This window comes from Deltaproteobacteria bacterium HGW-Deltaproteobacteria-2 (genome assembly GCA_002840505.1).
Lineage (GTDB): Bacteria > Desulfobacterota > Syntrophia > Syntrophales > Smithellaceae > Smithella.
On sequence record PHBC01000007.1, the window covers coordinates 66,187 to 80,274 of the forward strand.

A 14,088-nucleotide genomic window follows, 5' to 3' on the forward strand; every position below is an offset into this window, starting at 1 on the left:
CGATTAGCTATCAAACATTAGTTGGCATTACTATTGCCTTGAAATTATGAATCATTAAATATATGCATTGTCTACTATATAAATATTATTTTGCCAATAATGACTAAGAATAATGATTAAAAGTCTGGATTTAGGAAAAGAAGCAATCTTCCCGCTTATTTTAAAAATGAGCTGGCCATCTATTATAGCGCTGACAGCCATGTCTATATATAATTTTATTGACACCTTTTGGCTGGCAAGATTAAGCTCCGAAGCGTTGGCCGCTCTCACCGTTTGTTTTCCCGTTCAAATGATTTTTGCCGCAATCGGCGTGGGAACAGGTATTGGTGCAGGTTCTTTTTCTGCCCGAATGTTCGGTGCCGGGAAAATTCTTCAGGCACAAAAGACAGCCGGTCAAATTTTCTTTCTTTCCTTTTTCTCTGGTTTAATCGTGATCATTTCTGTTTTATTTTTTGGTGATACAATTCTTATTTTTTTCGGCGCTTTTAACGAAATACTTCCTCTTTGTCACGATTATCTTTATGTCATCGTTTTCAGTTCGCCTTTCCTCTTTTTTTCGATGATGTCCAATTATTTACTTCGCGTGGAAGGAAGACCTCTTTTATCCATGTACGTTGTTTTAATTGCTTCTATTTGCAGCGCAATTCTTGACCCTTTATTAATCTTCGGAATCGGGCCTTTTCCCCGGTTGGGAATTAAAGGAGCTGCCTTCGCTGCCGTTTTCGCGCAATGTATTGCTTTTATGTTTTCAGTATATTTTATTCAGTTGAAGTCATCTAAATATGAACTAAAATGGAAATATCTTGTTCCTGACCTATCCACGATTAATTCGATTTTCTCAACCGGATTGCCTTCCATCGCCACAAATTTAGTTGTCAGCATTGTTCTGGTCATTTATAATCATGTTTTAGCACATTTCGGCTTTATGGCTATAGCGGCACTGGGAATATGTTTTCGAGTAAATAGTTTAGTCACTATGGTGCTCTTTGGTATCGGCTTCGGCTTAATGCCTGTTATTGGATATAGTGAAGGTGCCAAACTTTATCAAAGACTTAAAGAAGCAGTTTTTGTTGCCCTGAAAGTATCCGTTTCCCTTGCTGCTGTTGCTTCAATAATTTTAGAGATATTCGCCGCACAGATAGTCGGACTTTTTTCTAAAGACCCTTCTTTAGCAACTATTGCCACCCCCGCTATACGCATTTTTGCCTCAGCACTTGTTCTGATAGCTCCGATCGTAATTTTTATTAATATGTTTCTTGGACTGGGGAAAGGAACTCTGGCCATGTTTTTACTTTTCTTTCGCGACTGTATTGCACTCATTCCTCTTTTGATTCTTTTACCATTGTGGTTTGGCCTTGCCGGAGCCTGGCTGGCAATGCCTTTTGCCAATCTACTGGCATTATTCGCAGTTCTTTATTACGCAAAGAAAGAGCTTCGTCGTTTTAATGAGACAAGCTGATAATGAGACCCAAGCTTCAGAAACTAAGTGCGCTGAAGCTTGCTAGACGAATTATACTAGGCGCATAGCGCCGGAGTAAAACGAGCGAAGTGAATGGTTCAGCTTTTCCATATCCCGCGTCGCTTCGCTCCTGGGATAATTCGACTTACGCTTTAATGAGCCTTGATTTTTCGAAACGTAGTGCCCGAATAATCTTAGAGCGAATTATCCCGTCACCTTTAGGTGGCAGGGACAAACTTCACTACGCTTGTTTTCAGCTTGTCTCATTAAAAAAAATGCCCCGTATGACGGGGCATTTTTTGGTTTAATAGTTCGAGTTAAATTAATTAATGAAAATATTATAGTGGCTGAACATTTGTTGCGCTGGGTCCTTTATTTCCCTGTTCGATATCGAAACGAATTTTCTGACCTTCATAAAGTGTCTTGAATCCTGTCCCGTTAATCGCACTATAATGAACAAAAACATCTCCTCCTTCATCATTTTCAATGAAGCCAAACCCCTTCTTCTCGTTAAACCATTTTACCTTTCCTTCCGCCAAAGCTATAACCCTCCTTTAAAATATTTGTTCCTTACCAGACTAAAGTCCGTAAGAAACTAAAAAACCGCGCGAATTCAGCTTTTCAAATGAAGAATTCTTCGCGGTTATTTTATTTTTCGTGAGATGTAACACTAACAATTTTCTAGCTAACACAACAGTTATCTTCTCAACAAATGTAAAGAAATATTTATGATTTTTTTACGTTGCTGTAATTATTAACAACGTTTTTTCTTAAAATCAAGCTTTTTCTTTAAATACTTAAATATTATTTTTATACAATATAATGACGATAAATACATATCCATAATTATCAAAAAATAATCAATCCCTCGAAAGAGGGATTTTTATATATTATTTTTTCATCGGATCCGGTAGCGAGCGAATACTTAATTTTTATTTTCTTTATAATCGAAGATAATTCACCGCACACTGCTTCACGCTTCAACCATGTATTTGCGCAAAATGCGCGCAAGTTCTTTTTCTTTTCCCATATAAAAATGATCCGCACCGTGAATGATTTCCAAGGGTGAATTTATTTTTTGCGCGAGCCGTTTTATAACATCTATCATGCAGAACTGATCGTGATCCCCACAGATCATGAAATTGATTTTATTCTTCAGATCATCCCAGTTAAAATTAAAATAATCAACAGGCGGCGAAACAAATACACTGCCGGCAAAAGGATTGTTGCTTTCTTCGAGGACTTTTGAACCAACCCATGCGCCGAAAGAATAGCCCGCCAAAATCAATTTTGTCAGTCCCATCTTTTTTAAATATTCACAAACGGTAAAAATATCTTCTTTCTCGCCTCTACCCTCATCATAAAAACCTGTACTTTCGCCCACACCTCTAAAATTAAATCTAAGAGTCGAATAATTTTCAGCAGTATAAATTTCCTGCAGGGTTTCCACAACATTGTTGTGCATCGAACCGCCCATCAATGAATGCGGATGACAAATTACAACGCCATTTTCTTTCGAAGATTTGCTTAATAAACCTTCGATTTTCAGTGAACCATTTTTTATATATATTTTCTCTTCCGGCATTATTTCTCCGACAAATCTATATTGTGCCAGCCATGTGACAGGCGCAGAAACTATGTTCGTCAAATTTTACCAATTGCGGTTCTATTCTTCCGCATATTTCCACTTTGTATGAGCAACGGTTTTGAAAAACACACCCTTCTTCATTTTCAGCGCCTGCTTCACCTTTTATGTTTATTATTCTTTTTTTCTTTCGTGGATCGCACGATAGCACTGCCGAGAGCAGCATGCGTGTATAAGGATGAAGCGGACGATTATAAATATCGCTGTTTAGCGCCAGTTCGACAATTTTACCCAAATACATTACGGCAACGCGATCAGAAATATACCGAATAATGTTCAGGTCGTGGGAAACAAATAAATATGTCAAATTATAATCATTTTTTAAATCCTTAAGCAGATTAAGAATCTGCGCCTGAATGGAAACATCCAGAGAAGAAACAGGCTCATCGGCAATGACTAACTCCGGGTTCAAAACAAGCGCCCTGGCGATGCCTATGCGCTGACGCTGTCCCCCGCTGAACTCATGCGAATAACGATTGGCCTGTTCTTTTTTTAAACCAACTTTGGCCATGATCGCCAGAGCTTTTTCATCGCGCTCCTTTCCTCCAGCCAAACGATGAATCAACAAAGGTTCTCTGATTGTGCTCAAAGCGGATTTCCGCGGATTGAGTGAAGAATAAGTATCCTGAAAAATCATCTGGACACTACGGCGATAGGATTTTAACGCTTTCTTATCGTATAAAAATATATTTTCTCCCTTAAAATTCACATGACCGGATGAAGGGTTCTCCAATCTGGTTATCAGGCGTGCCAGCGTGGATTTACCGCAACCTGATTCACCGACCAGCCCCAGAGTTTCACCTTTAATAATTTGCAGATCAATATTTTTAACGGCGTGGATAATTCTCTTTTGGGAGCTAAAAAAACTGCCACTCAAAGCATATTTTTTATTCAACTCTTTAATTTCAATAAGCGCGTTAGACATTGTTCACTCTCTAATTTATTGTTATATACCAGTAAAACATTGTCATATCGACCAAAGGGAGATATCTTTATTTTATATTAAATATCAAGATTTCTCGGTCGCTTCACTCCTTCGAAATGACAGCTTTCTTTAGCCGGCAGGTACTGGTTATTTGTCCCCCGCGCTGTATTTCCAGCAGGAAACAAAATGTCCGGGCTCAACTTCCGAAAGCGACGGCTTTATTCGCGCACAAACTTCTACGGCTAAAGAACACCGGTCATGAAAACGACAGCCCTGAACAAAATCATATAAACCCGGAACAGATCCGGGAATGGTTTTGAGATATTCTCCTCTTTGCAAAGATCTCACGCATCTGGCCGGAACCGATTCCAGTAAACCATGAGTATAAGGATGCAGAGGATTGTCGAATATTTTTTCCACGGCCGCACTTTCCACTATTTCCCCCGCATACATTACAGCAACTTTTTGAGCCGCCTCAGCAACCACTCCCAAATCATGAGTAATTAAAACGACAGCCATCTTATTTTTTTGTTTCAAACCGGAAATCAAATCCAGAATTTGCGCCTGAATGGTAACATCCAGAGCCGTTGTTGGTTCATCGGCCAGCATTAGCCGCGGATGACAGGACATGGCCATGGCAATCATTACCCGCTGGCGCATACCGCCGCTGAAATTATGCGGATAATCCAATGCACGTTTTTGAGGATCGGGAATACCCACTTCACGTAACTGTTCAACGCTTAACTCCATGGCTTGCTTTGCCGGAAGATGCTGATGCAGGCGAATGGCCTCGGCTATCTGTTCACCGACGCGAAAAACAGGATTGAGGGAAGTCATTGGCTCCTGAAAAACCATGGAGATTTCACTGCCGCGTTTAAGGCGCATTTCTTCATCTGATATTTTTAATAAATCCTGGCCGGAAAAAAATATTTCGCCATTGATGATTTTGCCGTTGGCGGGAATGAGCCGCATAATGGAAAGGGCCAGCATTGTTTTACCACATCCGGATTCGCCGACAATGCCCATGGTTTCACCGGAATTGACTTCCAGCGAAACTCCGTTGACAGCATTAATTCTTCCCTGTGTGGTATCAAATGCTGTTTGTAAGTCTTTTATTTCCAGAAGCAGAGGCATAGTCTATATCAATTACCTAGTGTAGTGTTTCAGTAAAAGGATGTCATATCGACCGCAGGGAGATATCTGATTAACAATTATAAAGATTTCTCTGTCGCTTCGCTCCTTCGAAATGACATCTTTTTTTCGAAAGTAGGTATTAGCATACGTCAAGAAGTGGATTCTCTTTGTATAGTATCTTTTAATAATCCATATTTTAATATTCGAAAGCAATTTTTATTATTTCTGGGTGCGATTACGCAGGAATTCCACAAGTAATCGAACTGTGACCCCCGATGCCCCTTTGGGGATATAAGTTTTATCTTTAGTTGTCCAGGCCGGACCGGCAATATCCAGATGCACCCAGGGTGAATCTCCGACGAACTTACTCAAAAAAGCGGCAGCAGTAATTGTGCTGGCAGCCCGTCCGCTGCTGTTTTTATAATCGGCAATATCGCTTTTGATAAGTTCGTGATAGCTTTCCCACAGGGGCAGCTCCCAGACAAGCTCTCCGGTAGTTTTAGCAGCCCCGTTTATTTCATTTTTAAGTTTATCATCCGTACCGAGCATACCAATCACATCATCACCCAGTGCTATAACGCAAGCGCCTGTAAGAGTCGCCACATCAACAACAGCTGCCGGCTTCAACTCCGACGCATACGCAAGAGCATCGGCGAGGATCAGACGCCCCTCGGCATCAGTATTGAGAACTTCAATGGTTTTTCCGGAATATGATTTTACAATATCACCCGGTTTACAAGCGGAACCGCCGGGCATATTTTCCGTGGCGGGAACAAGCGCCACAATATTCAACGGAAGCTGCAAATCGGTTGCCGCCATAATCACACCCATAACTGCAGCGCCGCCGGACATGTCTGTTTTCATTTCATCCATTTTTTCCGCGGGCTTGATGGAAATTCCGCCACTGTCAAAGGTTAATCCCTTGCCCACCAATACTATTGGCGCCGCGCTTTTTTTGCCGCCCGCGTACTCCAGAATAATAAATTTCGGCTCTTCGTTGCTTCCGGCGGCAACAGCCAGAAGTGCATTCATGCCTATTTCTTTCATTTTGGTCTTATCCAGAACCCGGCAGGATACATTTTTTTTATGGGCGATTTCCTGCGCCTTTTGCGCCATAATGGTCGGCGTCATTTCGTTGGAGGGAGCGGAAATAAGGTCCCGCGCAAAACAAACGGCTTGCGTAATAATTTGCGCCTTTTTTATTGCCGATTCAATTAAAGAAAAATCTTTTCCGTCAGCAACAATAGTTAATTGTTCCATCTCTTTCAAATCTTCACGTCCAACAGTTTTAAACGGAGTATATTGATAAAGCCCCAATAAGGAACCTTCCGCTACCGCCTGCGCTACCTGATCTTTTTTGCGGGGAAGAAGATTTAAATTAATCTCGGTTGCCGCTTCTTTAATATTAAGATTGCGCAGGTGCTGCATGACTTTGGCGAAAGCTCCGCGAAGCTTCTCCAGATTAAATTCTTTATGTTTACCCAGGCCGACAAGGGCTATTCTTTGTGCCGGGAGAGAATCCCTGGTGTAGATTACAGATATTTGAGAAAGTTTTGCTTCGAAATCGCCATTATTGATTACTTCGCTGATTAATCCATCACTGATTTTATCAATCTCCAGCGCAGTTCCTGATAGCTTCTTGTTTTCTTCAAACAACGGCAGAATAATTGCCTGGCTTTTCGTATCGACAAGTTTTCCCTTTTTGACAAATATCTTCACCTTATCCTCCTCCTGTTAATAGCTATGGTTTTTCAGTTGATTTTGTAGATAACACATACCCAAAAAAAGTCAATTATTAAGGAGCAATCACGTATAGATAAGAGCGGGGTATTTTTATGTAGGGATTGTCGTGTGACCTTTAGGTTATCCCCGAACAATCCGGAAAACGGCGCGTTTGGGAAACGCGCCCTACTTACCCTCCCCTTGCCCCTCCCATCAAGGGCGGGGATTTTTTTAAAAGGAAGATAAATTGAAAAAAAAGGGCTGATATCTTTCATTTGCAGATGTCAGCCCTATCACATTTAACAATCCTAGTACTGAACTGGCGTCATGAAACTGGTGCCGCTATTTAAATCCAGTTGTATTGCAAAATCATCGTAATAGGTAGATGTTCCTGAATCGGTGGCCGTCATTAAGCCGATACTGTCGCCGGGAGCTCCCGAGTTAGCATCAGACACGAAAGTGGCAAGTGTATCGGCAGTAGTCCATGTAGGACTTACCAGAGTAGTGGTTATGATAATAGCGCTGGGTTCGCTCGTGGAAGTCATCGCCGAAACACCTGTATTATAACCTGTCCATTGCACCAGTGTCACATAATCCAGACTGGAGTCGGATTCAAGGTCGGTCAGCGGATCAGGTGGCCAATTCACTGTATCACGGGCATTGGCCTTGCGGTTGGCGGTACCGGAAGAATCTATCTCGGTGTTATTGGCCGTGCCTCTGGCGGTCGGATCGGTAAAATAAACCCTGATGTAATTTTTCTTGGTCGCGGTATATGTTCCCGCAGTAGCCAGTTGAACTCCACCCACATACAAGGCTTCGCCGACGCTAAACGTTCCATTAACATTGGCCAAAACCAAAGTTCCAGAAGCAATCCTATTTGTCCAATCTACTTTTCTACCGGTAGCACTGGTCAAAATCGGTGTCATGACTACCCGGGCGCTTTTTGTTGCGTCCGAATTGGTAATTGTATCGCCTTCCTTTATTTCGCCACCGGTGCTACCACCACCACTGATAAAGGTTAGAGAATGTCCTTCTGCAACCCGTACCATTAAAGTTGACCAGTCCGTAAGACGAGGGTAACCAGAACCGTTATTGTAAATAACGCCATCCCCGTTTTGTAATGTTTTATAAGCCAGCCATTTAAAACCGGAGCTGGTGCGCTGCCAGAGAACAATTGCCGGACGACCGTAGCCGGTTTGAGTTGACCAGAGAAAACCACCTCCACTTGTTTCAACACCGCTGGAAAAAAGCGACCCGGATGCACCACCTGGTATAAGATTTTGCGGTTGATCATTAGTTAAATTCCAACTGTCATAGCCACATCCAAAAAGCCACACAACACAAACACGTGTTGCGCGAGGCTTGACGAAAGAAACTCCATAAGTGTAAAAATCATCCCCGGATGAGTCTGTATTTCCCCGGAAGTTCAAGCCGGCAAAAAACCAGGGCTGGGTATTTTTAACTTTTACCTGCATGTCGTAAGTCAGGAATCCCTGCGTGTCCATCCAGGCCTGAGCCAGACTTGCGCTTGTATTGGCCCAGTTAAATTCGATAAGATTCCATACGCCGCTGTCGGAACCCCATCCATAAAATGATCCAAATAACCATCCCCAGAAACCACCAAGCGATGTATCCACCATGCCTCCTGCTCTCACCTTCATTGCCGCACTGCCGTCAATAGTAGTATTGAAATCCTGAGTTCCCATGGCCGATGAGGTATACCAGTTAGCGGAGCTGGACATATCGTCCGTTACCTGCTGTTTTTGGAATCCGCCACCGCTGGTCAGTCCGACAGGGGCGTCGTAGGTTACTGTACGGGACGTTTGACCAACAGTTCCGGTAATGGCTAGACGGACAAATTTCCCCAGAATTACTTTGGACGACGCCGGAACGTTGATGGAACTGGTCCAAAGAGTATTGAAGCCCGGATCGGATAGTGTAATATTATAAAGCGTGGTTCCCACTCTTTTTGTATAATTAAAAACCCTGCCGTAATTAATATCCGCACCGCCTGAATTAACTAAGGTGAAGTTTCCGTTATAGGCCGGGAAAACATCCAGACCTGTTGAACTCAGAGTCAGAGATCCGTTTTTGGAAAGTGTTTGGGCAGAGCCGCTTGTTTTGGCCAGCAGTCGAACATCTACACCGGAAGCAATGGCAGGCACGGATGTTGTCGGCGAGGAAGCGGCAAAACCGCTGAAGGTAACCGTTGTTCCCGAAACACTGAATCCGGAGTAGGAATAATAACCGGTACCTACTTTCAGATATCCGGCAGCCGAAGTGTTTAACTCCGTTGATTTTGTGCCGTAGAAGGTTGCCGGAAGCGAGGTTGCCCCGGCTGCCGTTGCCCCGGAGGTATAAAACCAGAAGGGATAAACTTTGGTAGTAAACGAACCGGCATTGTTGAGAAGATTGCATGTCTGATTGTTCATGTTTGTCAGAGCAGCATTTTTAGCGGCATCAGTTGACGCACTGCGGTAATTATATGCCGCATACCGGAATCCTGATTCCGCCAGATAATAAGCTTTGCGGGCCTGATCCGCGTAAGCCTCATTCATGTAAGAAGAGGTAAACATGGGCAGCATGGCCGCTCCCAGCGCCGCCATGATTACCATCGTGATAATAAGGCTGATCAGGATACTCCCTCGTGAACGTAAAACACCTGATACCGCGGGTATTCCCCGGCGTTTTACGGCAAACAGAGCTGTTGTTAGTATAATCGAAATAAGAAGAATAAAAGGAATCGCCAGCGGCGTGTACATCAAACAAAATACCAGAACGACCACCGGTGCCAGAAGGCATCTCACAGCCCACATGGCCAGCGGCTGGTTGCGAATGATATTGGCAAGAGCCGGCCCGTGCTCATAATACTCTTTTACGAACCATCGGCCTCCCGGCCAGTTGACAAGATATTCATCACGAAAATCCCGCAGAATCTGAACCATCGGATGCGCAGTATCTCCGTATGCGGCCGTCGCCACAAAACAGTTCCATCCTGTCGATACGGAAAGAGAACCGGGAGTCGTCGTGGGCGGTGGATTACCACCCAGGTTCCCATTGTTTCGGGGGTGAACAATCGCAGTAAGAGGCTGCAATGCTTTGCCGTCAGCACGGGAAATGGTCATCTCCACTTTGACGGCCGAAAGATTCCTGTCGTTTCCCGCCGGCCATGTCGATGTATCATCAGCTCCATTGTAATAGGTCAACTTGAAATTGCCGACATTACTTATAAGAATATCACCGTTGGCCAGGGTAGTTCCACTGCCGGAGGCGATCTTTACTGCCCCATTGTCCAGCCCGATTGTCCGGACGCAGTCTGTTGTACTATAGCAGTTGCCTGTACCGGTAAGGGGAAGCGTCGCATTACTTGCGGCGGAGTATACATTCATCATCTCGGTGATTTCCCTCGTGACCCGGGACATGGCCATTTGGGCCTTTTGGGTTATCGCTGAATTTTCTTTGACTTCAACGTATCCCTTGATGGCCTGAACAATGGCCGTACCGCCAACAGCCGCCAGAATACCCACCAAAAGCATAGTTACGATAATTTCGATGAGCGTGAAACCATTTATCGGTCCACTGCTGCTGTAACCGTGTGTATGGGACATATTTTTTTTCAACCGTCTCGGTAATTCGATTTTAAAGTATTTTTTTATAAACATAAATTTACTCCGTAAAAAGCGAGGTAACTGTTAAATCCCGGTATTTGATAGTTATCTTATGGACTTTGCTGCTGGCCGATGCTTCAGTGAGCGAGCTACCGGAACCGGAAAATGTTATCGTATTGTTGGCCACAACGTAATAAGGGTGTTGGGCATCGGAATATAATGTTTTTGCTTCTGATTCTGAACTTGTACCTACACGGGTATTAAAACTCGCATAAGCCGTGGCCGGCGATTGACCGTTTAGAGCACCGTAGAACATATAATATTTATAGTCGGCAGTCATATTTTCCATAATCGAATTCAAATAGGTACCGTTTTGCGCCAAAATAACCGGATTGTAGCTCTTTACCAGACTAGTACCCATGAATTGAACCAGTATAGCGGCAAGAACGGCGGCCACTAAGAGTGACACAATGACCTCTATAAGAGTGAAGCCCCCATCGTTTTTTATCTTATTCAATCGTTTATAAAGCATGTAATTTCTCCGATAAAGCTTATGGAATGAATCCCGTGTTTTTTGTAACTGATATATCTCCTGCATTGGTTGTGATTGTTAGAGTCGCAGATCCCGGACTGCCATAAGCGTTGAATGTAACCCGGGGCACTGTAGCTGTTGAAGTGATAGATAAAACGGATTTTTTTGCTGTCAGATCAACCGTTGCACTGTTCTCTCCGGGAATAAAAACAGGCGTCGTTGACCCGTCTCCCTGAAACATGTAATAGGTTGATGAAGAAGGAAAACAAATGCCCCATGGACTGCTGGCGGTCATTGCCCGGGTTTGCGCCAGACGAAGATGCACCTTGAGAACCTCCAGCTGTGAGGCAAGATCATAAGAGCTCGTACTGGACAATCGGACGACAGCAACAATGGCAATGATAGCTATAATCGATAGTACAGCTATGATTTCGATCATGGTAAAACCACGCTGACCTCTGGTTTGTCTTAAGGTTTGAATCATCAGCGTACCTCCGAAAAAATATTTTCCGGGTCATAGTTATCGACAGCCAGTCGCAATAAAACGGTTATGCCTAACCCGGTTATGGAAAATATAGCAGCAAAAAAGATCGCTATCGGAATACGGATATACAATGTACCCACCAGGCCGTTCAGGATAATCAGGATCGCATAGAGAAGCACTCCGACACGCACGAAACGGACAGCGGACTCGCCATTTGCATAAACAGCAATACCCAGAGCTATCAGCTCCGCGGCCAGCAGCAGGCCTATGAGCGGTTGAATCGTCAGCCATTCCGGATGATGGAATCCTTCCGGCAGCGGCAGGCCTAACATCATGATTAATCCTAAAATCAGATAGAAAAAACCAGTCAGCAAAAAGTAGAAAGAACATTCCGTCTTGGTTACCGCATTACGGAAACCGATGTTTAGATTTGTTGCGAAAGCCGAATTGCTAAACAGTTGCCTGAATAAAAGATGCCTGTGAGTGGCCTTTTCTTCCGGAAGCCTCGCCATTATCTTCATTGTAAAACCTTCAGGAGGCTGCCTGGGGGGAACATTTCCCATAATGCCGGTAAGATCACGAAAATGCTCCCATTTTTTCTCTTCATCTTTAAACATGTTTTGCAAAATCTCCTTTATATAACAATATACAACTTTACCTGTCAGAAGTCACATTTTCCCCTATATATTTTCGCAATTTTTCCAACCCCCTGTAAACTCGCATCTTAATGGCACTTAACGAAAGTCCCGTAATTTCAGCAATCGCTTCGAAGGGAAGTCCCTGGTAGAAGCGCAGGATCAGCAACTCGCGAAGTTCCGGAGATAATTTTTGAAGACAACTTTCCAGTTCCTCTTCCCGTTCTTTGCACCCTTCATAACTATCCCGAGACTCTTGCAAAGCAACCTGTTTACCATCTAAATCAACCATCCCCGACGCCTTTTCCCTTTGACGGAAATTATCCCGCCGGCGATTGCTATTTTTTTTCAAGTGATTACGGATAATATTGAGACTGATCGTATAGAGCCAGGTGTAAAATCTTTGTTTTTTATCATAACGAAATAATTGGTTGAAAGAACGCAAAAATGTTTCCTGTGCCAGATCTTCAGCATCCTGTGAATTTCTAGTCATGCGGTAGGCTAAGTTATAAATGGGTGTTTTATATTCCTCAACCAACAAAGCATACGCTTGCCTTTCTCCATTCAGAACCCTGGCAACGATTTCTGCTTCGTTTTTGTGATCCATGATCGTTTTATGATTGGAGAATATTGTTTAACTTCTGCAACACACCGCACCAGTAACGCTTAAATTGATAATATTACCGTAACACTCCAATATCAAGCAAATTCGACACAGGCCTTATTTCAATCTTCAAAACTAAAGCCAAAACTATCAACCGGCGCAAGCTTTATGATAAAATATTTTTGGACAAATTAATTTAAAAATAGTACGTTGAGACTACGAAACGTGGAGGCGCTTTTATGTTATTAAATAAAACGATTGCCGTTGTTATCCCAGCGTATAATGAAGAGAAGCAAATCAGGCAGGTTTTGGAAACCATGCCTGATTTCGTTGACCGCATTATCGTTGTCAACGATTGTTCCAGGGATAATACAGCCGCCACTGTTTTGGATTATATAAGCACGCAACAATCAGTTCAATCAATCATAAAAAAAAACTTAAACGATCTGCGCGACAGCAAATATAACCGTGCTGACCATTTACTCAAAGAAAAACAACAAACGGATATGGAATATTTCATCCCCTCGGAAATTGCCAATGGCCATCCTGAATCCGACCGTATCATTCTAATCAACAATTTAATAAACGGCGGCGTAGGGGCGGCTATCGCCCGTGGCTATAAATGGTGTTTGGATAACAATATCGACTGTACTGCGGTCATGGCCGGCGACGGTCAGATGGACCCGGCGGAGTTGGAAAAAATCTGTCTGCCTGTGCTTACTGAAGAAATTGATTATGTCAAAGGCAATCGTCTCATTCATGGCGGAGCTCGCCTCATCATGCCTAAAACCCGTTATTTCGGTAATTCTATTTTATCGATACTAACCAAAATTGCCTCCGGTTACTGGCATGTTTCCGATACTCAGACAGGCTATACCGCTATTTCTCTTTCCGCTTTAAGCGCGATCAAGCTTCATGACATTTACAAAAGCTACGGAATGCCCAATGACATGCTGGTAAAATTGAACATTGCTTTCTGCACTATAAAAGAAGTTAAAATAAAACCTGTTTACAATATTGGAGAAAATTCGAAAATGAAAGTAATGAAGGTCATCCCACGTATTTCCTGGCTGCTTTTTAAATCTTTTTTAAAGCGATTATGGATCAAATACTTGTTTCGTGATTTTCATCCGCTTTTTCTACTTTATCATTTCGCCTTTATTTTAGGCGTTCTTACGATTCCCTACGCTCTGAAAATTACAAACATTACTCTTTCCGGAGGCTCAGTTTCATCGGCAACCATGCTGGCCTTCTTCTTCCTGTTTACCAGCAGCTTCCAGTCTCTTTTATTCGCAATGTGGATGGATATACAGGATAATGAAAGGCTTTACAAAACATGA

The 14,088-nt window shown here is 43.1% G+C and carries 12 protein-coding genes; 2 read left to right on the forward strand and 10 right to left on the reverse strand.

The genetic code is table 11. The features are described from left to right. Positions 1-109 precede the first annotated feature (109 nt). A complete protein-coding gene (locus CVU62_13570; protein ID PKN36754.1) occupies positions 110-1,459 on the forward strand; it encodes an MATE family efflux transporter in 1,350 nt (449 codons plus the stop codon). Positions 1,460-1,797: 338 nt separating this feature from the next. On the opposite strand, the gene CVU62_13575 is transcribed toward CVU62_13570, so the two are convergent. The 10 genes from CVU62_13575 to CVU62_13620 all read right to left on the reverse strand — a co-directional run bounded on the left by CVU62_13575 (position 1,798) and on the right by CVU62_13620 (position 12,751). Next, a complete protein-coding gene (locus CVU62_13575) occupies positions 1,798-1,998 on the reverse strand; it encodes a cold-shock protein (GenBank protein PKN36755.1) in 201 nt (66 codons plus the stop codon). A gap of 434 nt (positions 1,999-2,432) precedes the next feature. Beyond that, positions 2,433-3,044, reverse strand: a complete 612-nt coding sequence (locus CVU62_13580) for an alpha/beta hydrolase (protein ID PKN36756.1) — start codon at positions 3,042-3,044, stop codon at positions 2,433-2,435. 16 nt (positions 3,045-3,060) lie between these two features. Next, positions 3,061-4,029 (reverse strand): hypothetical protein, encoded by a 969-nt coding sequence (locus CVU62_13585; GenBank protein PKN36757.1) that lies wholly within the window; start codon positions 4,027-4,029, stop codon positions 3,061-3,063. A 147-nt stretch (positions 4,030-4,176) separates the two neighbouring features. Further along, positions 4,177-5,163 (reverse strand): peptide ABC transporter ATP-binding protein, encoded by a 987-nt coding sequence (locus tag CVU62_13590; protein PKN36758.1) that lies wholly within the window; start codon positions 5,161-5,163, stop codon positions 4,177-4,179. Positions 5,164-5,382: 219 nt separating this feature from the next. Then, positions 5,383-6,882, reverse strand: a complete 1,500-nt coding sequence (locus CVU62_13595; GenBank protein PKN36759.1) for a leucyl aminopeptidase — start codon at positions 6,880-6,882, stop codon at positions 5,383-5,385. A gap of 311 nt (positions 6,883-7,193) precedes the next feature. Then, positions 7,194-10,547, reverse strand: coding sequence for a hypothetical protein (locus CVU62_13600; GenBank protein ID PKN36760.1), 3,354 nt, complete (start codon positions 10,545-10,547; stop codon positions 7,194-7,196). Between the two features lie 4 nt (positions 10,548-10,551). After that, on the reverse strand, positions 10,552-11,091 hold the full coding sequence (locus CVU62_13605; GenBank protein PKN36761.1) for a hypothetical protein: 540 nt from the start codon (positions 11,089-11,091) through the stop codon (positions 10,552-10,554). Beyond that, complete coding sequence (locus CVU62_13610) at positions 11,045-11,509, reverse strand: hypothetical protein (protein PKN36762.1); 465 nt, start codon at positions 11,507-11,509, stop codon at positions 11,045-11,047. Before CVU62_13610 ends, CVU62_13605 begins: the two co-directional genes overlap by 47 nt. Next, on the reverse strand, positions 11,509-12,126 hold the full coding sequence (locus CVU62_13615) for a hypothetical protein (GenBank protein PKN36763.1): 618 nt from the start codon (positions 12,124-12,126) through the stop codon (positions 11,509-11,511). The genes CVU62_13610 and CVU62_13615 overlap by 1 nt, the downstream gene beginning before the upstream one ends. Before the next feature lie 37 nt (positions 12,127-12,163). Further along, positions 12,164-12,751 carry an RNA polymerase gene (locus CVU62_13620; protein PKN36764.1) on the reverse strand — a complete coding sequence of 196 codons (588 nt, stop codon included), beginning with the start codon at positions 12,749-12,751 and terminating at the stop codon, positions 12,164-12,166. Positions 12,752-12,987: 236 nt separating this feature from the next. On the opposite strand from CVU62_13620, the gene CVU62_13625 reads away from it, so the two are divergent. Further along, positions 12,988-14,088, forward strand: a complete 1,101-nt coding sequence (locus CVU62_13625) for a glycosyltransferase family 2 protein (GenBank protein PKN36765.1) — start codon at positions 12,988-12,990, stop codon at positions 14,086-14,088.